General features: G+C 47.5%; 20 protein-coding genes. 4 read left to right on the top strand and 16 right to left on the bottom strand.

Features of this window, described 5'->3' with window-relative positions; translation table 11 throughout:
• Nucleotides 1–101: 101 nt before the first annotated feature.
• The 5 genes from ABH897_RS21635 to ABH897_RS21615 all read right to left on the bottom strand — a co-directional run bounded on the left by ABH897_RS21635 (nucleotide 102) and on the right by ABH897_RS21615 (nucleotide 5,444).
• A complete protein-coding gene (locus ABH897_RS21635; protein ID WP_283653354.1) occupies nucleotides 102–1,076 on the bottom strand; it encodes a polysaccharide pyruvyl transferase family protein in 975 nt (324 codons plus the stop codon).
• The gene (locus ABH897_RS21630; protein ID WP_283653355.1) at nucleotides 1,051–2,430 is read right to left on the bottom strand and encodes a lipopolysaccharide biosynthesis protein; all 1,380 of its coding nucleotides are present in this window, start codon (nucleotides 2,428–2,430) and stop codon (nucleotides 1,051–1,053) included. The genes ABH897_RS21635 and ABH897_RS21630 overlap by 26 nt, the downstream gene beginning before the upstream one ends.
• A gap of 73 nt (nucleotides 2,431–2,503) precedes the next feature.
• Complete coding sequence (locus tag ABH897_RS21625) at nucleotides 2,504–3,457, bottom strand: glycosyltransferase family 2 protein (RefSeq protein WP_349361973.1); 954 nt, start codon at nucleotides 3,455–3,457, stop codon at nucleotides 2,504–2,506.
• 40 nt (nucleotides 3,458–3,497) lie between these two features.
• Nucleotides 3,498–4,439: a glycosyltransferase family 2 protein gene (locus tag ABH897_RS21620; protein WP_283653357.1), complete on the bottom strand. Its 942-nt coding sequence runs from the start codon at nucleotides 4,437–4,439 to the stop codon at nucleotides 3,498–3,500.
• A 204-nt stretch (nucleotides 4,440–4,643) separates the two neighbouring features.
• A complete protein-coding gene (locus ABH897_RS21615) occupies nucleotides 4,644–5,444 on the bottom strand; it encodes a DUF1836 domain-containing protein (RefSeq protein ID WP_283653358.1) in 801 nt (266 codons plus the stop codon).
• 223 nt (nucleotides 5,445–5,667) lie between these two features.
• On the opposite strand from ABH897_RS21615, the gene ABH897_RS21610 reads away from it, so the two are divergent.
• Nucleotides 5,668–7,038 (top strand): hemolysin family protein, encoded by a 1,371-nt coding sequence (locus tag ABH897_RS21610; protein WP_283653359.1) that lies wholly within the window; start codon nucleotides 5,668–5,670, stop codon nucleotides 7,036–7,038.
• Between the two features lie 128 nt (nucleotides 7,039–7,166).
• Nucleotides 7,167–7,964, top strand: a complete 798-nt coding sequence (bacA, locus tag ABH897_RS21605; RefSeq protein WP_404520760.1) for an undecaprenyl-diphosphate phosphatase — start codon at nucleotides 7,167–7,169, stop codon at nucleotides 7,962–7,964.
• Between the two features lie 140 nt (nucleotides 7,965–8,104).
• Here bacA and ABH897_RS21600 read toward each other — a convergent pair whose 3' ends face one another.
• From ABH897_RS21600 to ABH897_RS21570, 7 genes are all read right to left on the bottom strand, one after another.
• Nucleotides 8,105–8,431 (bottom strand): thioredoxin family protein, encoded by a 327-nt coding sequence (locus tag ABH897_RS21600; protein ID WP_044644532.1) that lies wholly within the window; start codon nucleotides 8,429–8,431, stop codon nucleotides 8,105–8,107.
• A 207-nt stretch (nucleotides 8,432–8,638) separates the two neighbouring features.
• Entirely contained in the window at nucleotides 8,639–9,550 is a 912-nt protein-coding gene (locus ABH897_RS21595) for an aldo/keto reductase (protein WP_283653361.1), read from the bottom strand.
• Nucleotides 9,551–9,793: 243 nt separating this feature from the next.
• Nucleotides 9,794–10,777, bottom strand: a complete 984-nt coding sequence (locus ABH897_RS21590; protein WP_283653362.1) for a siderophore ABC transporter substrate-binding protein — start codon at nucleotides 10,775–10,777, stop codon at nucleotides 9,794–9,796.
• Nucleotides 10,778–10,789: 12 nt separating this feature from the next.
• Nucleotides 10,790–11,548: an iron ABC transporter ATP-binding protein gene (locus ABH897_RS21585; RefSeq protein WP_283653363.1), complete on the bottom strand. Its 759-nt coding sequence runs from the start codon at nucleotides 11,546–11,548 to the stop codon at nucleotides 10,790–10,792.
• Complete coding sequence (locus ABH897_RS21580; RefSeq protein ID WP_283653364.1) at nucleotides 11,542–12,492, bottom strand: iron chelate uptake ABC transporter family permease subunit; 951 nt, start codon at nucleotides 12,490–12,492, stop codon at nucleotides 11,542–11,544. The genes ABH897_RS21585 and ABH897_RS21580 overlap by 7 nt, the downstream gene beginning before the upstream one ends.
• On the bottom strand, nucleotides 12,482–13,435 hold the full coding sequence (locus ABH897_RS21575; RefSeq protein WP_404592690.1) for an ABC transporter permease: 954 nt from the start codon (nucleotides 13,433–13,435) through the stop codon (nucleotides 12,482–12,484). Before ABH897_RS21575 ends, ABH897_RS21580 begins: the two co-directional genes overlap by 11 nt.
• Before the next feature lie 221 nt (nucleotides 13,436–13,656).
• A complete protein-coding gene (locus ABH897_RS21570) occupies nucleotides 13,657–14,187 on the bottom strand; it encodes a GNAT family N-acetyltransferase (RefSeq protein ID WP_404520758.1) in 531 nt (176 codons plus the stop codon).
• A gap of 250 nt (nucleotides 14,188–14,437) precedes the next feature.
• Here ABH897_RS21570 and ABH897_RS21565 point away from each other — a divergent pair, with 250 nt between their 5' ends.
• The gene (locus ABH897_RS21565) at nucleotides 14,438–15,409 is read left to right on the top strand and encodes a ring-cleaving dioxygenase (protein ID WP_404592689.1); all 972 of its coding nucleotides are present in this window, start codon (nucleotides 14,438–14,440) and stop codon (nucleotides 15,407–15,409) included.
• Between the two features lie 162 nt (nucleotides 15,410–15,571).
• On the opposite strand, the gene ABH897_RS21560 is transcribed toward ABH897_RS21565, so the two are convergent.
• The 4 genes from ABH897_RS21560 to ABH897_RS21545 all read right to left on the bottom strand — a co-directional run bounded on the left by ABH897_RS21560 (nucleotide 15,572) and on the right by ABH897_RS21545 (nucleotide 22,178).
• Nucleotides 15,572–17,269, bottom strand: a complete 1,698-nt coding sequence (locus ABH897_RS21560) for a M3 family oligoendopeptidase (protein WP_404592688.1) — start codon at nucleotides 17,267–17,269, stop codon at nucleotides 15,572–15,574.
• Nucleotides 17,270–17,466: 197 nt separating this feature from the next.
• Complete coding sequence (gene thiD / locus ABH897_RS21555) at nucleotides 17,467–18,276, bottom strand: bifunctional hydroxymethylpyrimidine kinase/phosphomethylpyrimidine kinase (protein WP_044644540.1); 810 nt, start codon at nucleotides 18,274–18,276, stop codon at nucleotides 17,467–17,469.
• Nucleotides 18,277–18,466: 190 nt separating this feature from the next.
• Nucleotides 18,467–19,873 (bottom strand): DNA-binding protein, encoded by a 1,407-nt coding sequence (locus ABH897_RS21550; RefSeq protein ID WP_283653367.1) that lies wholly within the window; start codon nucleotides 19,871–19,873, stop codon nucleotides 18,467–18,469.
• A gap of 343 nt (nucleotides 19,874–20,216) precedes the next feature.
• Complete coding sequence (locus ABH897_RS21545; RefSeq protein ID WP_404592687.1) at nucleotides 20,217–22,178, bottom strand: bifunctional 2',3'-cyclic-nucleotide 2'-phosphodiesterase/3'-nucleotidase; 1,962 nt, start codon at nucleotides 22,176–22,178, stop codon at nucleotides 20,217–20,219.
• 236 nt (nucleotides 22,179–22,414) lie between these two features.
• Between ABH897_RS21545 and ABH897_RS21540 the strand changes: the two genes are divergently transcribed.
• Entirely contained in the window at nucleotides 22,415–23,383 is a 969-nt protein-coding gene (locus ABH897_RS21540; RefSeq protein ID WP_404520754.1) for a phosphate/phosphite/phosphonate ABC transporter substrate-binding protein, read from the top strand.
• Nucleotides 23,384–23,393: the final 10 nt, after the last annotated feature.

Genomic DNA, 23,393 nt, shown 5'->3' with positions numbered 1-23,393 from the left:
TTAGGAAATGATAAATAATCAGCTTTCCAAAGTAAAAGGCCCCCTGAACCAGTAAATGGTCAGGAGGCTTTTTGCGAGTTTATGGTGCGGAGGAATAGAGATTAAGAAAGCTGCTCCAGCGCATCAGGTGTATCGATGAACAGCTTCGCCTTGGGATTGGGCTGTGTCCAGGTGTTATAATACTGCGAGTTTTTGCCGTACGAATTATCAATGACGACATGCGGCATATCGAGCAGGCAGGCTAGAATATGACCGTGCAGCCGTGAGGTGCGAACCTCGCGGTAAGAGCTGAACAGCGTAACCGCCTTGTTCATGAGATGATCGGTATACTTGTACCAGAAGGTACGCGTTGGCAGCGGACCGCCGATTTTCTTGTCCAGACGGTAAAACTTCTGGAAGTAGACGATCCCTTTTACTTCCAGCGGAGTGAACAGAGTGTCCCAGTCCAGACGGTGGGCGGCATCTGCTTCGTCGTCGAATTGCTTTTGCCCCCCTACGGTTTCAATATCCGTACGCAGGAAGTACAGTACGTCCTTGACCGTTTCTGTCGTCGGCTTCAACGGCCAGAGCTGGTGTGCCATGTCCGGGCATAGCGTGATGCTGCACTGATTCAGCTTTTCCTTGGCCCACTGATAAGAACGTGTATCCCGCACAAACATATGTAAATCCGGGTGACCATTGAACAGCGCAGCGACCTCATTCCCCTTCTGTTCGGATTGAAAATGGATCGTCTGCGGCATGATTACAATGCGGTGGCTCGGGAAATCCCGCACGATACGTTCCCGCAAATTTTGGTGATTTGAATATAAATCGCCGAAATTGCCGCCTCCATGACACACGATAATCCAGTCGCCCGGAATTTGAAGCTGATCGGGAATATCCATAGCACTGTAACGGGCACGAACTCGGATACCGTTATCCTTGAAGAACGCCTCGGTGCCTTTCATGATGAGTACGTCCCCACCGTTGTTATACACGGGGTAGTCAACATAAATGATATTCGAACCTTGGGGGACTACGTCGAGAATGACGCTCAGCTTATTTTTCAGTTTAGCCATGGGATGCGAATTCGGCATCTTTCAGTTCTCCCTTCCTGCGCTTCTTTTGTATGGTCTGAATAACAAATGTGATATCACTTTTATCAAAAATGATCCGTGATAACGGAACATCGAAAAACATCGGGAATGAAAACAGAGAGAATGCCAACCGTACACAAGCGCCTACGAGCAAAGCAATGGCAATGCCGTCCAGACCGAAGATCGGGGTACAAATAAAGAACAGCCCGACGGTAATCGCATATGCCACAATTTGCCGAAACAGCACTAGCCCCGGCCGACCCAGTGCGTTGAAGGCCGAAGCCAGAATCCATGAGCCACCTCCGATGATGCACTCCAGTGACAGCAGGTAGAAGGTTAACGATGCTTCCAGAAAAGCGGGGCCATACAGCAAGCCCAGCATGTATCGTCCAATGAACAAAGCCGGCACGATGACGATCAGCATAGCAGCCATGGAGATGCGAAAAGCACGACCGACGGTTTCGACAATTTTGCTGTGCTCCATTCCAGTCACCTTCGGAAAGGTTACATTCGTAACAGCGTTCTGCACCACATTGAACACACGCGACAGAGCATAGACGACAGAGTACAGACCGAATGCTTTGGGTGACAGCAGCGCCACGATGACAATTTTGTCCGTTTGTGTGGACAGCGTCCCCATCAACTCCATCCCGTAGACTCTCGCTCCATAGCTATAATAAGGGCGGAGCACCTGGCGGCTGGTGAACGGGCGGAAAGTACGCAAATTCATATGCTTGCGCAAACGGAGGAACGCCCATACCAGCGCAAGGAAACTCGCGGCAAAATTCACGGCCCCCGCCAGCTGCACATTGAGCAGCCCCATCAGCCACAGCGTCACCAGACCGATGAAGTTCAGCAGCGGATAGTAAAACAACAGTCCATTATATACGCTAAACCGATCCAGCCCTTGCGATAATGCTGTTGTCAGCGCCGTAAGCACCGCCAGCGGTACCGCAGCCGCACAATAGAGCTGTGACAGGTGGACGATATCCGCACCATAGCCATTCAGCCACAGCGGCATACATATCCAGGCCACCGCCCCCGCCAGCAAGCTGGCAGGCAACTGAATCCACAGCGACAACGCCAGTAATTGTTCCGTCGTGCCTGTTTTCTTTTTGAGGTTATAAATCAGCGACGTTGGCAAGCCGAAGCTCAGCACGCTGCCGATTAGCGTAGGCCAGAACAGAACTGCCGCCAGTTCTCCTTTCCCCTCGACTCCGAGCATACGTGCGGTCAGGATCGAAGTCAGGGTCGTGACGATCAGCACAAAAAAATTGTTAAAGCTCGTGCGCATGATCGTTTTGGCGAGACTGTCACCCGTGAATACTTTCCTTGCTGCTGTCCATGTGCTCATGTTACGTCCAACTCCTGTTCCTTATTAAGCCTCTCGTCTCTATGCTCACATCAAGTCTCCTGCCGCACCTCCATCAGCCTACCGTTTTTTTGGAATTGCGTTCAGGTAGCTGCCCTCCGCCCATAGGCTCCTTCTGACTTGAAAAAATCGCCTTCAGTGCTTTTCTGTAGCCTTGAATGGCAGTATGATTTTTCTTGGGCTTCTCTCTCAAAATTTGATACAGCGTCGTCCAATACAGCGCAGCATAGCCAATCGGCCCAGATCGCTCGTCCCGCAACAGATAAATATGATTCATCACCCGCATATAAGTGACCTGCTCCATATTGTCGCGCGAGGACGGCGATTCGTGGTGAAGGAGCGTAAGCGCCGGGTTAATGTACAGCGAGCCGCTTTTCATGGCAATTCGTGAAAGTAACAGGTCTTCCCCTACGCTATAGCTTTGCAACCAAGGTACCGGCTCCAGACTGCGAATCGCCTCACGGCGAAATGACATATTGCAACCATGAAAGAACTCGGTTCGAAACGTCTTCTTCGCCTTGTGCCAGTTGTACATCGAGCCGGACTGACCGCTGAGAGACAGCTTTCCTTTGGACAAGGACTGCTGGAATGACAGCAGGCAACGAATGGTTCCCATGAAGCTGTTGCTCATGCCCTGCGCAATCCCGCCGACACCAGCGGCCTGCGGGTAAGCCTCATAGGTACGTATCAGCTCGTTCAAATAGTTGTTCGGCAGCTCAACATCATCGTCAAGAAACAAAATGATATCGCCCTGCGCCAGCTCAACTGTTTTTACACGTGAAAGCCATAAGCCCGGCTGCTCCTTGCGATGGTATCGGTAGGTAATCCCCGCTCTGCCCAATTGACGCTTATAGCGTTCCAGCACATGCCTCGGCAGTTCTCCATCATCAATAATCCACAGCTCGGTTTCACATGCCTCCGGTGCCCCACCAATAGCTATTGAATTAATGCATCGGGTCAGATCGTCAACCCGATTTCGGGTGCACAGGGCAATGGACAAGCTTAACATCATACTCCCCCTTTATCCTGAAAATGTGTGTGGAATCAGATTACTGAACCGCCGGGCCTAAATATTCGTTATATTTTTGCTTGCGCGGATTCAGAATGAACAGCACCCCCTGCTTGTATCCTTCTGCTGCATTAAAGTTACGACGTAGTATCTCCTTGAACATCAGGTAGGACAAGGTCCATAAAAGCGCCCCGTACTGGATGGCTCCCGCCTTTTTCAGAGCAAGGAAATAATAGTGATTGATCGCTGTAGCCTTGGCTACTTTGCCCGCCTTATCGCGCGAGCTTGAAGATTCGTGATGAATGATTGTTAAGTCGGGATTGATAACCAGCTTGCCGTAACGGCTCGCTAACTGGCACATATACAAATCGTCAGCCACGGCATAGCTGGTCATCCACGGATACGGCTTCATATCTCGAAGCGCAACCCGCCGGAATGACATGTTGCAGCCATGAAAAAATTCCGTGTCAAAAACCTCCGTCGCTTCTCCCCAACGCAGCAATGAACCTGCCAGACTACTGGGCGAAAGCTTGCCGAGAGACGGGGACATCTGAAATGTCAAAATGCCCAGCAGCTTCCCTGCCCGGCTCGAATGTAGTCCCTTTGCAATCCCTCCAACACCCACAATCGTTTCATCCTGATCATAGGTATCGAGCAAGCGCCGGATATAGAGTTTATCATCCAGTTCGGCATCATCGTCAAAATACAGCACGATATCATACCGTACGAGAGACAACGCTTCATAGCGGGATAACCAAACGCCGGGACGACTTTTTTTATGATACTTCAAAACGCCTTGAGGCAAGCCGGATACCATGTCACGGTACAGCTCGACCTGTTGGTCGGAAATATCGCCGTCATCCACAATCAGCAGCTCTACAGCCGTATGCTCCAGCTGCTGCTGTCCTGCGATAGATTGTATACAGCGTGTCAGATCTTCGATCCGATTGCGGGTACAAATGATGATGGAGACATCGGACATGCCATTACCTCCTGTGTGTGTATTCAGATGCTTTGGAAGAGATATTCAAAGTTTTTCCAATTGCTGGATGATATATGTTTATTGTATCTTTGACAGCGTTTGAGTGTATATACCTCTTTTGTATACTTTTTCAGTCTCCAAAAGGGTAGACAATACTCGAAAAAGGGCAAAAAAATAGGATCGGCTTCTAGCGCCAATCCTGATCTACCCTTGAAAGTCCAGAAACAACGTCGCATTCACATACCTGCGTGCTATGGACAAAAAATAACTATTTTGCACCGATACCGCAGCTACCAGCAATGTATTCCGAACGGCTTGACACTGGTTAGGGGTCAAATGCTGCAAACGGCTGGTGTATTGATCTGCCGCCTGAATCAGCAATTCCTCTGTCGCACCTTCCTGACGCTGCTGCCCTGTAGCGGAATTCCCGTTTTCTTTTGCAACCCCGGCGCCTGCCACATCCAGCAGTTGATCTCCATTCGCATCCAGCTCCTCAAACAAGGTTGAATAAGCAGCGTACAAATCGACCGGCTGGATTAGATCATCCGTATCATCCTCTGGCTGTTGGAACAGGATATGAAATAACTGACGGATGGATTCAAAATCAAGACACGATTTCAAATCCTCCACAATGAGCAGCAGTGCGGCCTGGTTGACTGAATATTTTTTACCGATCTTCGGTGATCCGAGAAATTCCTTGAAGTCGCGTTTGACCCAATTTTGCATAGAGGCCAATGAAACATGGCTATATTCGACCAGTTGACCAAGAGAAACAATCTCCTGTAACGAAAAGGCTGCGCTGTGCTTGCCCTTGATAATTTTATCCAGCACAGGCGTTACCTCAGTATACAAAAATGTCGGCATCGTGCTGCCGGGACGGCCCGGATGGATATGGGTGCGTCTCCAGGCATCCTGAAGAACGGCCAATGGCTGCAATTCGCGGCGACCTTCCATCGCCAGCAGCAAATGGGCCATATCACGGCGTGTGAGGGTAAAAGACTCCATCTGCTTTCCTCCCTTTAAACCATTTCAAGTTCATTTGAACTCATCATACGCCCATAAACTAGGCTTGTAAAGTGAAGCAATGATCCGTGCGGGTTCTGTTTTGCCTTATTTTCCGTGCAAATTGGAGGTAGGTGACCTGCTATGATTGGATATGAACCTTGTATATTTGCTTTTAAGTTCTTAAAATAAGTTCAAGTGAACTTAAAATGGAGTTCATTAAAAATTGAACGAAAAAGGGATGAGTGAAAATTACATGGGTATAGGTGTCAGTCTATTTTTGTTCGCGGTGTTGATTATATTTAGTGCTTTCTTCGTGGCTACCGAGTTTGCGATTATTAAAATCCGTTCCAGCCGGGTCGATCAGCTGGTAGTGGAGAACCGTAAAAACGCACTGGCGCTACAAAAGGTCGTCAATAATCTGGACGGCTACCTGTCCGCCTGTCAGCTTGGTATTACGATTACAGCGTTGGGACTCGGCTGGCTCGGTGAACCGACCGTGGTCAAATTGCTGGAGCCTCTCTTTCAACAGCTCAACATCAATGGGGAATTTTCACATATCCTGGCCTTTATTATTTCATTTGTCATTGTAACTTACCTGCACGTGGTTATCGGTGAGCTGGCTCCCAAAACGCTGGCGATCCGCAAAGCGGAAGCAGTAAGCTTGTTGACCTCCCCGGTCATCGTATGGTTTAACCGGATTATGTATCCGTTTATCTGGCTCCTAAATGGCTCGGCCAACCGTTTGGTTCGTTTGTTTGGTCTTCAACCGGCAAGCGAGCATGAGGAAGCGCATTCTCAGGAGGAAATTCAGATCATTTTGTCCGAAAGCGTGGAAAGTGGTAAGATCAATAACACCGAATATGGCTACGTGAATCGTATCTTTGCTTTTGACGAGACCGTTGCCAAAGAAATTATGGTGCCACGTACAGATATGGTATGCTTGTTTACGAATCGCTCGCTGAAAGAAAACATGCTGACCATTCACGAAGAGCAGTATACCCGTTTTCCGGTGGCGACAGAGAACAAGGATCAGATCATCGGTATGATTAATACCAAGCAGTTGTTCCTTGAGTATGACCGCAACCCTGAGCTTGATTTCAATAGTCTGATTCAACCGATCCTGACTGTTCCGGAAGTTATACCTGTCAACACGCTGCTCAAACGCATGCAGAAGGAGCAGGTTCATATCGCCCTACTCGTCGATGAATACGGCGGAACCTCCGGTCTGATTACTATTGAGGATATTTTGGAGGAAATTGTTGGCGAAATCCGTGACGAATTTGATAAGGATGAACGGAAGGAAATCGAGAAATTGACGGAGAACAGTTATTTGATGGATGGCAAGGTGATGCTTTCCGATTTGAGTGATCTGACTGGCTTGACGTTGGACGATGAGGACGTGGATACTGTCGGAGGGTGGGTGTATAGTCGGGTTCCGGAACCGAGACAGGGCAAGGAATTCATAGAAGATGATGTGAAATTTATCATTCGTGAAATGGGTAAAAATCGTATTCGACGGGTGGAGATTATTCTGCACAATGAATCTCCTGTATCCGAGTTGGAAGCGGAATCTGACACTTCTCCCCAGGAGTGAACCGCTGTGACCTGAGCGGCTTGCACTGTGCACTTGACACTTGCGTTCACTCCTACTGAAATGACATACTTCCAGGGCAAACGGCTTAGGCCGTTTGCCCTGCACGCGTGTAAGGAGGAACTAATAAAGTGGATATTTTATCATCTATTATTATGGGTATTATTGAAGGGCTGACAGAGTTTTTGCCGGTCTCTTCGACGGGTCATATGATCCTGACGGCTGATCTTCTCGGGTTAAACACGGAGAATGATACAGTCAAAACGTTCGAGGTTATTGTGCAGTTGGGTGCTGTGCTGGCGGTTGTCGTATTGTACTGGCGCAGGTTCCTGAGCTTATTTGATTTCAGACGCAGAATCTCGACCCAGCCGCGCCTGAACCTGCTCCATATTATTTTGGCCATGATCCCTGCGGGTGTGATTGGCGTGTTGTTCCGTGATGTAATCAAGCAATACCTGTTTGGCCCTCAAACTGTTCTGTACAGTCTGGTCATCGGAGGCTTGCTAATGATCGCGGCTGAAAAATTCCATCCGCCTATTAGATCACATACGCTGGATGAGATCACATACAAACAAGCATTTACCATTGGTATGTTCCAAGTCCTAGCTCTATGGCCAGGATTCTCCCGTTCAGGCTCAACTATGTCCGGGGGCCTATTCGCACGTGTAAGTCATACGGCAGCCGCGGAATTTACATTCCTTGTATCTGTTCCGGTCATGCTGGGCGCATCGGGTATTGATATGATCAAAAGCATGGATCATCTGTCTATGAGTGATTTCCCAGTGTTCGCGGCCGGCTTTATTACTGCCTTTATCGTCGGAATGCTGGCGATCAAAACGTTCCTCGGTCTGCTCAAACGCTTGAGCCTGACTTCATTCGCCATCTACCGCTTCGTATTGGCGGCTGTGTTCTTCTTCATTATTTTGTAAGCTGTTGTTTGTTGCCGCAAAGCCTTCATGCTTTTCAGCAATTACAGCTCGTTTCGTATGACAAAAAAGGGTTATCCCATAGGCTTGATTTGTCAGCCATGGGATAACCCTTTTTCTATTTCAGCATTTTGCATCATTCATTATTGTTTTGATTCCAACGTGGTCAGGTATTCGGAAATTTGTGCTGGCGTCTTGGCATATTTGCTGTGCAAATGAGCGATTTTTTCGCCGTTACGGAAAACGAGCAGGCTCGGAATTCCACGCACCTGGTTTTCTTCGGCAATCGGCTGGAATTTCTCAGCATCAAGTGCAAAGAAGCGCTTATCTGCATTTTCCTCGATAATGCCACCCATAAATTTATCCAGTGTCTTGCAATCCGGACACCAGGTTGTATCAAATTTTACGACCGTCAAGCCGTCACCGTTAATCAAATCCTGATACTGCTGCTGTGATTCGATGCGTTCCATTTGTTGGTTCCTCCTAGAGTATATTTATGAACGTCTCCATAACCAAATATGGATTATAAACCTGAGCTTATTCTTATATTGTAATGATTCTTTCATATATTGCAACTATGGCAAGTACACGTTCAAAAGTATGAGCCAATTTATCGGCTGGCAAATCGCATTTCCGACCGTGTGACAAAGATCCCCTCTGCCCTACCTGTGCTCATATTAACGGTATTGCGCACCATAGCGGTTAGCCCGGCTAATTTGCTGTAGTGCCTCCCGCTCCTGCTTGGATAACGGCGGGATACTGGCTGCTGCGATATTATGCTCCAATTGTCCCCGTGAGCTTGCACCCGGGATGACAGCAGCAACAGCCGGGTGAGACAGGCTATAACGGATAGCTGTCTGCCCCATGCTGCGCTCTGCACTCGTAAATGCCTTTAATTGCTTGCGTAAGTCCAGCAGCTCTGCCTCTTCGTAGTCCAGATAGCCCTTGGCTACCTTGCCTTCTCCTTCGTCGGTCAATACGCCGCTGGCGACAGGCCCGCGTGCAATGACGCTGATTCCCCGCTCCTGAAGTAATGACAGTACCTCTTCCTCTGCCCGACGGTCCAGCAAGCTATATTGATTCATGACGCTGACGATATTCGAACGCTCGACATATTCACGGATGACGTGAGGACGAATCGAGGAAATGCCATAATAACGGATGACCCCCTCCCTTTTGAGCTGTTCAAAAGCCTCAATCGTTTCGTCGATGGGGTCGTCAATCGTCCCACCGTGAAGCTGATACAGGTCGATATAATCCGTTCCCAGGCGGCGCAGGCTTTCTTTGACCGCAGACAGAATATACTCCTTGGACGGGTCCCACCCCCAGCCCTCTTGGCCCGGCATACGCCGATTACCGACCTTGGTCGCCAAAACGACATCTTGACGCCGTCCACGAATCGCTGCCCCCACAATTTCCTCATTACGTCCGTGATGGTACAAATCCGCTGTATCCAGCAGGTTCACGCCCCGATCCAACGCTTCATGGATCAGGTAAACACCTTGCTGTTCCTCCGTACCGACCGACATACAGCCCAAGCCAATCTCGCCTACCAGCAGATCCGAAGACCCCAGACGATTTTTCTTCATATATGGGTTCCCTCACTTTCATTAGCGTGTAACATTAAATTTTGAATATTACTCTATTATACGCAAAAAATAACCCCAAAGGGCATAGAGACTCCACGATCTCCAATCCTTTGGGATTATTGTATAAAGTCCATATTCCAATCGTGCTATCGGAACAACCACTTGACGGCCTCGGGGAATTGACGCTGGAAATCCAGATGACCTTTCATCGTATGCAAATCTCCATCATGTACAAGTTATCCATTACAGCGCGGCATCAATTTCCTTGATCATTTCGGACACGGATTCCAGACCGTTACCTGACAAGTACCAGTAGTTCGGGTCAAGATACACAATATGACCGTTTTTAAACGCATTGGTTTTCTTCACCAGCTCGTTTTCAATCGTTTGTTTGCCTGTAACCTGTTCCTTGCCTTTCTCTACCACGACTGCTCCACGGTCAACGACAAAGATGTAATCCGGATTTTTTTGCTGTACATATTCAAAAGAAACCTTTTGTCCATGCGTGGATACTTTAATGCTAGGGTCCACAGGTGTGACGCCCAGAGCGTCATGAATGATACCGAAGCGGGATTGCTCGCCATATGCGCTCAAGCTACCTTCATTCGTCAGAACGATCAGTCCTTTGGCTTTGCTCGCTACAGCCTTGTCATGTACGGCCTTGATGGAGCTATCAATCGTAGCCAATTCCTGTTTGGCAGCATCCTCTTTATCGAAGATTTGACCCAGTGTTTCAACGTTTTTCTTAAAGGAATTCACAAAATCCTTGGTGTCTACAGCTAACGAAATGGTCGGTGCAATTTTGCTCAATTCTTTGTACGCATCTGCCTGTCTGCCACCAATGATGATCAATTCAGGAGACAGATCGCTGATTTTCTCGTAATCCGGTTCAAACAGCGTGCCTGCACTTGCATATTTGGAATCTTTATATTTGCTCAAATACGTAGGAAGATCCTGCTGCGCTACCGCCGCAACGTCGACACCCAGCTTATCCAACGTATCCAATGAGCCAAAATCAAAAACAACGACATTTTTTGGATTAACTTTGACTTGGACCGGGTTTTCATCCAGTGCGTGTTTGACCGAGATGGTTTTCGATTCCGTTGTTGCAGCAGAAGATGAGCCGTTGCCAGTCGCTTCCTGAGTGGCTGGAGCCGCTTTGCCGCAGGCTGACACGATCAGTACCAGCGCCAGCATCAGCGTTAAAAACATCATATTTTTCTTCATTTTACATTCCCCCTATGTGAAATAAACGCAAATTTTATGATCACCGATCTGTTGAATCGGAATATCCATATCGTACAAATCCTTTAATACCTGACTATCAATCATCTCGTCAGCCGTTCCCTGCTTCAGTAGCCTGCCGTCCTTCATCCCCACAATATAGTCCGAATAGCAGGAGGCAAAGTTAATGTCGTGAAGCACGACCAGAATCGTTTTGCCGAGATCATCCACCAAAGCGCGCAGCGTCTTCATAATCTGAACCGAATGCTTCATATCCAGATTGTTCAGCGGCTCGTCCAACAGTATGTATTCCGTGTCCTGAGCCAAAATCATCGCAATAAAAGCCCGCTGTCGCTGTCCACCGCTAAGCAAATCAATATGCTTGTCTTTCATGTCCTCCAGCCCCATGTAGGCCATGGACTGCTCGACCATTTGGCGATCCTCGCTGTTCAATCTGCCTTGGGAATACGGAAAACGGCCGAAGCTGACCAGTTCCTTCACGGTTAAGCGGATGTTGACATCATTGGTCTGTTTTAAAATGGATATCTTCCGGGCCAGCTCCTCACTTTTCGTCAGGCTCACGGCCTGTCCGTCAATCAGGATTTCTCCCTCATCGCTGTCTGTCAGACGACTGATCATCGACAACAACGTGCTTTTTCCCGCGCCATTAGGTCCAATAAAGGAGGTAATGGTGCCTTTCGGTACGGTGACGGATACCTGATCCACCACATTTTTATTCCCGTAGCGTTTGGATACGTTTTTGACTTCTACCATGATTTATTCTCCCGCAGCAAAAGGTACAGGAAGTACACCCCCCCGATAAAGTTAATAATGACGCTGACCGTTGTCGATAAGTCGAATACTCTCTCTGCCAGCAGTTGGCAGCCTGCCAATGCAATGACACTGACACAGATGGAGGCTGGAATAATATATCGATGCCGATAAGTCTTCATCACTTGATAGGCCACATTCGCCACAATCAACCCGAGAAAAGTAATCGGTCCGACGAGCGCCGTGGAAATGGAGATGAGAATCGCCACGATCACCAGCAATCTTTTAATAATAAATCCGTATGGAAGCCCCAAGTTAATCGCATGCTCCCGTCCGAGCGACAGCACATCCAGATACTTGATGAACCTCCACGCATAAGCGAATACGAGCACTAGAATCACGACGGATAGCCACAGCAGCTCGGTATTCACATTACTGAAGCTGGCAAAGCTTTTGTCCTGAATTTTTGCATATTCGTTCGGATCAATCAGCACTTCCATAAAGGTAGATAAACTGTTGAAAAGCGTGCCGAACACCAGGCCGATCAGCAGAAGAACATAAATCCCGCGTCCGTCCTTGCGAAAAATTAATTTGTACAATAAACCCGCGAACAGTACCATCAGTCCCACAGATAATAAGAAATTCAGCTCTCTGCTGGTCGAAATGAACGGTACAGAGCCAAACGCAAAAACAATGGTCGTCTGAATCAGCATATACAGTGAATCCAGCCCGATAATGCCCGGGGTCAAAATTTTGTTATTGGTAATCGTCTGGAAAATAACCGTTGCAAAAGCAATCGATCCACCTGTCAGGATGAAGGCTGCTATCTTTTTCAATCTTCGTGGCAGCGCGTAGTGCCAGGTATGCGGAAGATCTATAAACACGAAAGCAGCAATCAACAGAAGCGCGGCAGCGGCTAATATGCCGATTTTTAATTTAGGATTCATAGGCCCTTCTCCTCAACAGCAAATACAAGAACAACGCGCTCCCGATCACACCAACCGTAAGCCCTACAGATATTTCATACGGATAAATGATGACCCGTCCCAAAATATCGCAAAACAACACAAAGACGGCGCCCAAGGTCGCGGTGTGGGCCAAACTTTTTTTCAGATTATCGCCCATATACATGCTGACCAGATTGGGTACAACCAGCCCCAGAAAAGGGATCGTTCCCACGGTCAATATGACGACGGAGGAAACCAAAGCCACGATCACCAGACCAACATTGACGGTGCGCTTGTAATGTACGCCCAAATTTGCCGCAAAATCCTCGCCCATGCCTGCAATTGTGAAACGATTCGCATATATGTACGCCAATACAACCAAAGGAACACTAAGATACAGCATCTCATAGCGACCACTCATCACCAGTGAAAAATCACCCTGCATCCACGAGGAAATACTCTGGATCAGATTGTATTTATAGGCGAAAAAGGTCGTCACCGAATTTAAAATGCCCCCGAACATTAAACCGACCAGCGGGATAAATACCGGGTCCTTGAAACGGATTTTATCCAGTATTTTCATGAAAATCAGTGTCCCCGCTAGGGCAAACCCGAAAGCCGTCAGCATCTTCGTCCAAAATCCAGCCGCTCCAAACACCATAATAGCCATCAGCACACCTAATCGTGCCGCATCCATCGTCCCTGCGGTGGTGGGCGATACAAATCGGTTCCGGGTAAGCTGCTGCATAATAAGCCCACAGATACTCATACTCGCTCCTGCGATGATGATGCTGATCAAACGCGGTAGTCTGCTAATCAGGAGCACCTGCGCCTGATCATTGGTTAAGTGGAACAAATCAAGTGGAGTTACATCATGAACACCGATAAAAACCGAGGCGAAGGCCAGTACCAGAAAAGCCAGTATTAAATAACGCAATTTCATGTTCTAACCAAGGGAGCCTGTTCTCCAACAACCTGTACCAAGCTTCGGCCCTGTCCTCCCCTCCAATAATGATAATCATTATCAAAAATCAACTAGCATAAATTATATCAGTCATCTCGTATCTGTCAAATTTTTTGAAATGAACAAAACATGCAAAAAAAGCCGTCGGGAGCATCCCGACAGCTTGATCTACTTGATTTTAAAAATTTTGAATTAGGAGCTTACGACTTCCACTCTTCCCGCAAAAGCCCCATTCGGATCGAATCATAATACTGTCCATTATAATATCTGCACTTTCGAAGCCGGGCCTCCAAGGTCATCCCCAGCTTCTCCCCAACCTTCATCATCCGATGGTTTCCTGACCAGGTTGTAAAGCCTACTCTAACTAGAGGTAGTGTATTAAATAAATGCGTGATCCACAGTCGCAATGCTCTGGTACCAAACCCACCGCTCCAATACTGCGAATCATAAATGCCAATTCCCATTTCAAGCCATTGGGAAGGCTTATGCTCCCAATAGTAGCTAACCGATCCAATGATCTTACCTTCCACTTCAATGAGCCAAAAGTCATCTTGCCCGATTCGCTTTTCCTTATCTTTTAAATAATCATCAAAAGAAAGTGTCTTATGTTCATAATAAGGCGCATCCCATTGTTTCCATTCCGGCGATTCTTCTTTATAGGTTAGCGTCCAAAGAGCATGTAAGTCTTCTTCTGTAACGGGCCTAATGGTTAAATCCTTATCCGCATACATCGAGTACACTCCTTTTATAATAAAATTCATTCTATCTACATTGGGCTATATCGGGCTTTATTGTATCTGCTTTTGCACTATTTCGAATTTCTATTTTTGTCCGTCTTTGGAGTCAGTGTATAATTCAAGTTGACAAACAATCCAAAATAATATATCTTAATATCAAGATAATAAATAATAAAGAAAAGTTTACGACTGTTTATTTTGCTTTGAAAAACCTAATCATATAAAAACCAAGGAGGATAATGACATGAAACTGTTAGGATTGCATCACGTTTCGGCGATTACGGCGGCGGCGGCTAAGAATGTTGATTTTTATACTCAGGTAATGGGACTTCGGCTCATTAAGAAAACGGTGAATCAGGATGATGTTAGCGTCTATCACCTCTTTTATGGAGATGAGCGCGGAACGACTGGTACCGAAGTCACTTTCTTTGAAATCCCACATGCGGGGCAAACTCGTACGGGGAATAACAGCATTTCGGCGCTTTCCCTGCGGGTACCGAATGACAAAGCACTGGATTACTGGAAAGACCGTTTCGAGCAATTGGATGTAAAACATGGTGAAATTACGGATCAAGCGGGACGTTTGGCGCTTTCGTTTGAGGATTTTGAAGGGCAGCGCTTCTTCCTGGTTTCGGATGAGCATGACAACGGAGTGCGGGGCGGTACGCCTTGGGAGAAAAGCCCTGTCCCTGCTGAATACGGCATCGTCGGACTTGGCCCAGTTCATCTGACCATTCCAAAAGCGGAGAACACGATCCTCATTCTGGAGCAGGTGATGGGCTTCCGCAAAAAGGGCTCCTATTCTTCCACCGTTGCCGGGCAGCCTGATGTGGTCATCTATGAAACCGGCGAAGGCGGTACCGGAACTGAGATTCATCTGGAAGAACGTAACGATCTTCCACAAGAGCGCCCGGGACGAGGCAGTGTGCATCATGTAGCCTTCCGTGTTGCGACTGAGGAAGAACTTAGACAGTGGGTTGATCGTATTAACCAACTGCAAATTTCCAGCTCAGGGTTCGTGGATCGCTTTTACTTCCGTTCATTGTATTTCCGTGAGCCGAACGGCATTTTGTTTGAATTGGCAACCGATGGACCCGGCTTTGATACAGATGAAGAACTGGAGTTTCTGGGTGAATCGCTGGCGTTACCGCCATTTTTGGAATCGCGTCGCGCTTCCATTGAGGCCAACCTCAAACCGCTGAATACCAAGCTTTAATAGAGCTATATTTGCTCTAAAAACACACAAAGCCGGGACTTCTACATCATGTAGAGGTTCCCGGCTTTTTCCGTGCAACAGCTCTGTTTCCATCCCAAAGGACATCTCATTTGCAAGCCTTTCAGCTTTTACTGGTAAGTGAAATGCCCTTTTGGGTTAAGCTTAAAGCTTTTTATCATCCACGCTGTTCAGCCAAGCTTCAATTTCTCCGATCACAGAGGCGATACATCCATCCTGGAACGGCGAAATCAGACCAGCCAGCTTCACCAATCCGGTAAATGAATGACTCCCCCCGGCACGGCACAGCTTCAAATAATCTTCCCACGCAGCTGTCCGGTCGATACTCATGCGTTTCCAGAATTGGAATGCGCACAATTGTGCAAGTGTGTAGTCGATATAGTAGAACGGGGATTGGAAAATATGTCCCTGCTTATGCCAGAACCCGCCCTGCTCCAGATACTCGTTGCCTTCATAGTCCAAATGCGGTTTATACTTGCGTTCAATGGAGCGCCATGCGCTTTTACGTTCGGCTGGCGTCCAGTCTGGATGTTCATATACTGCATGCTGAAATTCATCCACAGCTACGCCGTAAGGGACAAACAACAACGATGAGGACAAATGTTCAAAGTGATATTTATCCGTATCGTCCTCGAAGAACTGCTTCATCCAGGGCCATGCGAAAAACTCCATACTCATGGAATGAATTTCAGCCGCCTCCATGGTTGGCCAGTGGTACTCGGGGATTTCAAAATGTCGACTTTCATACACCTGGAAGGCATGACCCGCTTCATGCGTCAGCACATCGATATCACCGGATGTACCATTGAAATTGGAGAAAATAAACGGCGTGCCATACTCACTCAAAAACGTGCAATAGCCACCGCTTTGCTTGCCCTTTTTGCTAGTCAGGTCCATCAGCCCACGTTCGATCATAAAGCTGAAAAATTCATGTGTTTCCGGTGAAAGCTCCTCATACATACGCGCTCCATTACGAATGATCCACTCCGGGTCGCCTTTGGGTGTAGGATTGCCTGACAAAAAGTTAAAGCCTTCATCATAATAGCGAAGCTGATCCACGCCGATCCGCTCGCGTTGGCGTTCCTTGAGCTTTGTTGCCAGCGGAACGATATGTTTCAGCACTTGTTCGCGAAAATTGGCAACCATAGCGGCATTGTAATCGGTACGACCCAAACGGGCATAGCCCAGCTCTACAAAGTTATCGTAGCCCAGCTTGTGCGCTATGCGCGTGCGTACCTTAACCAGTTCATCGTAAATTCGATCCAGCTCATCCTCATGCTCGCTCATAAATTGATACTTGGCCTCGGAGGCCTGTTTGCGTGTCTCCCGGTTTGTCGCCATTTCAAAAGGCAGGAGCTGCGACAATGTACGTTCTTCTCCCTCGAACGGGATCTTCGCTGAAGCAATCAATTGGGAGTATTCGGAGGTCAGCTTATTCTCCTGCTGTAAATCCTCAATAATATCCGGGTGGAACGACTTGAGTGATACCTCGGCGATACTGAAAAGCTGGCTACCCCACTGGCTCTCCAGCTCGGCTCTGAACGGCGAGTCCACCAAGGCCCGGTAGTAATCGGTTACATACTCCTGAATGACCGGCATGAAATCATCAGCGTACTCTTGCTCTGCTTTGTAAAATGCGTCCTCCGTATCAATGGAGTGCCGAACCTCTACTAATTGCAATTGCGTTTCCACGTTACTGCGCAGCTTATTAATGGCATGAATGACTTCATTTTGACGCTCTACGCTGTCCGCTTCACGAAATTGCTGCAAAAGCGTTTTAAACCGCTGTTCAATTTCAGTTTGCTCTGGTCGGATATAAGCCATTTGGCTGAATAATGTCATTGCTTCGAGTCCTCCCTAAATTTAATAAATCTGATGCCTATTATACAGTACGATTAGAGCAAACTGGAAGATATAATTCCAAAAAAATACAACGTTAAAAACCGCAATACCCTGTATTGCGGCTTAAAACTCTAGCCTAACGCTAAATATCGTAGATGCACTGCCTATAGCAGCCGTTTTATAAATGCATTCATGCTTTACTGATTTTGCAAACGATGTGCCGCATGCAGAGTCGGGCCGACGAATTCGTTCAGCTTGAAGCTGCCTTCAATCGCCTGTGTAATAAATTTTTTGGCCTGATCCACCGCTTCACGTACGGTCAGCCCTTGGGCCAAGCCAGCCGTTACCGCTGCCGAAGTTGTGCAGCCTGCACCATGGGTGAAGCTTGTTTTCACAACATCCGCCTCGAACCAGTCGAAGGTAATTCCATCATAAAGCAGATCCATCGCTTTACCTGCGCGGATTTTACCACGGTCCTTAATCAGCACGTGCTTCGCCCCGCGCTCATGGATAATCGCAGCCGCTTCCTGCATCTGTTCCAGCGTCGTAATCGGTCCGTTCTTCGCCAATTGCGAAGCCTCGAACAAATTCGGCGTTACCAGATCAGCGCCCGGGATCAGAAATTCCAGCATCGCTTCTGTATTTTCCGGCTGAAGCACTTCATCCGTGCCTTTGCAGACCATAACCGGATCAATAACGACCCGTTTAAGATCATGCTTGCGCAGATGGCTGGCAACCAGTTCGATAATATCAACAGAACCGAGCATACCCGTTTTCATCGCGTCAAAGCCGATACCTTCCAATACCGTGCGCAGCTGTGCTTCTACCACATCCAGCGCAACAGGATATACAAGATGGTTCCATGTTTGGGGTTCCATCGCAACTACGGTTGTCAATACATTCATTCCATATACACCAAGCTCCTGAAAGGTTTTCAGGTCTGCCTGAATACCCGCGCCGCCGCTGGTGTCGGAGCCGGCTATCGTTAATGTTTTGGGAATCGTCATTTTCACATGCTCTCCTTCACTTACTGTGCTGCATTTATCCTAATCCCGCATGCGAAACTTGTCAACGCGCAATGCGTTCTTCCTATGCTAAAAGTCACAGAAAACAGTAGCATTAAAAAACGAGAACGTTCCCTTTTGACCGGGAACATCCTCACAAGAATAGGATCTATGAAGGTTTGAATGACAAAGATTACAAATACCCGCCGGTGCTGTGATCATAAGCATGATTCTTTTCATTTTCACGCACGCCCAGACAAAACTTCTGATACAAATGCTGCTGTTCCGGGGTAGCAAAATTCCGGTGCTGCTCAAACAAAGCCATGCAACCGATAATATGCTCAGTATAGCTATTGTCTACAGACAGCTGCAAGCAATGCAGTGTTTGCCCCAGTCCCTTCGCATAATCACCCTTCCGAAAATGATATTCGGCATACACCTTGCAAAAGGAGGCGAAGCGGAATGCATTAAAATGCTTGCGGTAGTGAGTGTCCCATTGATCCGGGGCAAGCTCCCAGAAGCTCTTGAGTTGCTCGCTGAATAGCCCCAGCTCGGCATCCGCAAAGTAACCGAACCTGTTCGCTGATTCCAGCAGCGTATTCAAGCCTTCCAGTGTCTCGTCCGGATGCTCGCGCAAATACGTAATATATTCATAAATTGCAGAGGTATTGCCCATTTTAATTTCGATACAGAGCCGATTGCCTTGAGCATACACACGATGCATGTCCACTACTTTCCGGCCTTCCTCGTCCAATCCTTCAAACCAGCTCAAATCTGCATACCCATCAATCCATTTCTTGGATTCCTCATACCTGCCCTGAAACTCATAGCAGCTGGCCTTGAGCAGATGACCCTGTGCATAATAGTAGACAAGCGGTTTGAGCAACTCCAGATGCTCATCTCCAAAGCGGTTCCGATTGCGGTATAGCGCCTGAGCCAATTCTCGCAGCTCGTCCGCATACATTTCCATCTCGGACCATTGCATTTTTAACGCAAACACTTGAGATAGCATATGTAAGCCTTCCAATGCGTAAGTTTCCGGCAACCGACCACGGTACAAATGGAATTGTACAGCAGCCTTCAAGCTCCGTTTGTTATCCTTGATCTGAACCTGGAATATACGGAAATAGCTGATCGCTAACCGCTCGGAGTGGGTATATTTTTCACTCTCGATGACGCAATTGTACAGCAGCATAGCGGCTTCATATCTGTCGTCTTCAAACATCGCTTCTGCGGTCTCAAAAATAGCCGGAATGTTCGATAAATCATCCATCAGATAGCCAAGTACGCTGCAAATACATTCCAGCTTGTTCAGCTCTGAACAACGGAGAAGAAACGGACGTAACCTCCTCCAGTGCGGTAAGGAATGAATAAAACATTCATCCACATACATCTCGAACAAGGCCCCTTCTTCCAATCCCATAGCCCCGGTAATCAGATCAAGCTGATTAACTGAAATCGGCCGTGGGGGATTCCGGTTAAGTATACCACTAAGTGTACCCGGATTTACCTTGGAAGCGTCTGCGAAACATTGCATGGAAATACCTTCACGCTGAATATACTTTTCAATTTCTGCACGAATCGTGGTGTTTTTTTCCAAAGGGACACCCCCTCCATCAAATGATGGTGACTTTTTCATTACCTTTTAAACCAAAATTTGTTTAATCAAAGTATATGTCTAATTATAACGGAGGTCAATAACTTAAACGCGACTCAGGACATATAAAATTACGAATTTCGTACGATTTCAAATAATCCGTGTGCAAAAAAACCACCCCCGAAGGGACAGTCTTTGCTCAACATTTGATGCCATAGGCTCATAAAGAATGGAAATGAGTCCGCTTTTCCCTCGTTGGATATGTTGTCATGTGTTGCTTACATACCGTATAACGGGGGAGCTTTCCGTTTGGATCACTTTGGATTCAATTTTTAAAAAAAAGAATTCAGGATCGTCCGAAATCCAGGGCAAACTTGGCGTATCCCTCTGCGGTCAATCCTTCATAAAGCAACTCCGAATAGGCTTGGGCGGCATCTGTTGCTTGCGGTGAGGTCAGGAATGTCACGTGCGGGCGGCCCGGCCATGGTGAGAGGGACCAGTGACCGTCTGCTTTGGGCGTCAACGTCTTCATATGCCGCACATATTCAGTCAGCACATGCCGATTTTCATCCGGTGAAGCGAGTACGATTCGTTCCCCACCCGGATTGACCAATGTAGAAGAAAACGCACGATAATTGTTCGTGACAACCAAATAGCTTCGCTGCATATCCATCGGCGCTCCATCCAAGGACATATGAATGATTCTGTGCGCATCCGGTTCCTTCAATATTCCAGCAGCATCATATCTGGCGGGCTGCGTCACATCAATCTGATACCTAATCCCGTCAATGATATCGAAGTTAAAGCTCGGAAAATCCGAATCAATCAGCTCTTGCTCCTGTTCTGCATAAGGATCAATTTGTCGGAATTGTCCGGCAGACCATTCGAGCCATTCCCGAATTTCTCCCCCGGTCAGTCGGACGACATGCAGTGTGTTTGGAAAATTGTACAGATCGGCGATATGCTTGATTGCCAAAGTCCCCGCCGGAATATCGGTATAATACGAGGGCCCGTATCTGCCGCCTGTTTTAAAGGGAGCCGCTGCCGACAAAACGGGCAGACCTTCGTACTCACTCCCCTGCATCTGCTGCTTCACATACCAAATTTGCGCGTCGTTCACGAGTTGAACGGAAGCATCGTCTATCACCTGGGCAAAAAAGCTGTTTACTGCTAATGTCGTCTGGCCAACAGGTGCGCGAATATAGTCCAGCGTTCCGGCATGCTCTTCCGCAACCGCCTGCTGAATGGCAGTATCCGGCTGCACCAGCGCTTGCTTGCGTACTGGATCATACACCGGACGTACCTCTGCAGAAGAGGCAGCCACTTGCCACGCTCCGTCCATAAGGGTCAGGTCCAGATCTATGACACCCAGATGATCTCCCCAAAAGCCCGGCTCTACCGCCGGAATATCATGTATGGTGCCTCGCTCCACGTCAACACGAGTTTTACCAACAAACGAAGGGCCGGGGAATACTTTATGCGCATGACCAAACAAAATAGCGTCGATCCCTTCTACATTGCTCAGATGCAGCACCGCATTTTCCATATATGGCGTTTCAGGAATATCTTCGAAGCCCGCGTGAGGCATGGCAATAATCAAATCTGCTCCCTCTGCCTTCATTTGCGGAATAAACCGTCTTGCTGTCTCCAGCATATCCTTGACGATGATTTTTCCTTCCAGCCACGCCTTGTCCCATTGCATAATTTGCGGAGGCACAAACCCGATAATCCCCACCTTCAACAAATGCTTGCCGCCTGCTTCATCCTCCACCGTCTTATCCAGTATCAGATAAGGTGTAAAGTAATTTCGTTCTTTTTCCACGACTGTATGGCTATCTGTAAAAATATCTTTCTTCGTATCTATATCTGTATCCGCCTGCATATAGATGTTGGCATTGATAAAAGGAAACTTGGCTCCTTGAATGCAAGTCTGTAAATATTCCAATCCATAGTTAAATTCGTGATTCCCGATATTGCCCGCTTCGTACCCAAGCAGATTCATCGCTTTGTAGGCAGGATGCACGGCGTTCGGGTCCTGTTGGAGAAGCTGTACAGCATAATCCCCCATCGGATTGCCTTGAATAACATCCCCGTTATCCAGCAGCAGGTGGTTAGGTACCTCGGACCGAGCTGCCTGGATTAGACTGGCTGTTTGCGCAAGACCGTACTGTAACGTTTCCCGATCCGTATAATAATCGTAATTCCACAAGCTGACATGCAGATCGGTCGTAACCATAACACGGAATTTCACCCTCACAGGACATAGCGTCTGCTGTTGTACCTCTTTATTGATATCTGAAATATCCAATCCTGTTCTCTCCTTCAGCTTCGGTCATAGAGCTTGAACAAGTCTAACAGGGTACTGTTAAGAGAATGTTAAATGAATAGAAATGAGAGAGTATAAGATATATTTTACATACTTTTTACCAAAGTCAGGAATAGTTTTTACCCTAGTGACCGGACTAGCTGTTAAGATTCTGTTTGTCACAGAATTTACAGACTTTTTCAATTTTTCGTTATTACTATTTTTAGGGGGAAATTATTTTGTTTAAAAAAGCACTGACCTTGTGCATGACCTTCACACTGGCGGCAGGTCTGGCCGCTTGCAGCTCCAATGCAAGCAATAACAACAGCGCGTCCACTCCAGGCACAGATGGCACGAAAAGCGAAAGCACAGCCTATGTTCCTACAGAGTTAAAAGTACAGTTCGTTCCTTCCCAAAATGCAGATACGCTCGAAGCCAAAGCCAAGCCGCTCGAAAAGCTGCTGGGCGACAAGCTCGGAATTCCGGTAAAAGTAACCGTGTCCCCCGACTACAACACAATTGTGGAAGCCATGTCTTCCAAACAGGTAGATGTAGGATTCCTTCCGCCGAATGCCTATGTATTGGCCCACGATAACCGTAAAGCGGCTGACTTGCTCCTGCAAGCCCAACGCTACGGCATTGAAGACGGTACAGGCAAGGATACAACTGAAAAAGTAAACTTTTATAAAGCGATGATCGTGGTGAAAAAGGATTCTCCGATTCAAAGCCTGGCTGATCTGAAGGGTAAAAAAGTTGGCTGGCAAAATGTAACCTCCTCCGCAGGCTATGTGTATCCGGCAGCAGAGCTGAAAAAAGCCGGCGTGGACCCGGACACAGATGTCCAGGGTGTAACGATCAAAGGCCATGATGCTGCTATTCTGGCGCTACTGAACGGTCAGGTTGATGCTGTAGCTGTTTTCCAGGATGCACGCAACACGGTAAAGAAGGAAATTCCGGATGTATTTGAAAAAACTCGTGTCATTCATTACACAGCTAAAATTCCGAATGATACGGTCAGCGTACGTTCCGATATGGATCAGGCGTGGAGAGACAAAATCAGCCAAGCCTTTATAGATATCGCCAAAGACCCTGAAGGCGGTCAAATCATTAAAGAAATTTATACGCATGTAGGCTATGAAAAAGGTGACGATAAAAACTTCGATTCTGTTCGTGAATATGCCGAAGCCGTCGGCCAAGCAGTTAAGTAATAGGAGCAAA

This window comes from Paenibacillus sp. RC73 (genome assembly GCF_044908085.1).
Lineage (GTDB): Bacteria > Bacillota > Bacilli > Paenibacillales > Paenibacillaceae > Paenibacillus > Paenibacillus terrae_A.
The sequence above is the reverse complement of the archived record's forward strand: the minus strand, read 5'-3'. Positions and strand labels throughout refer to the sequence as shown.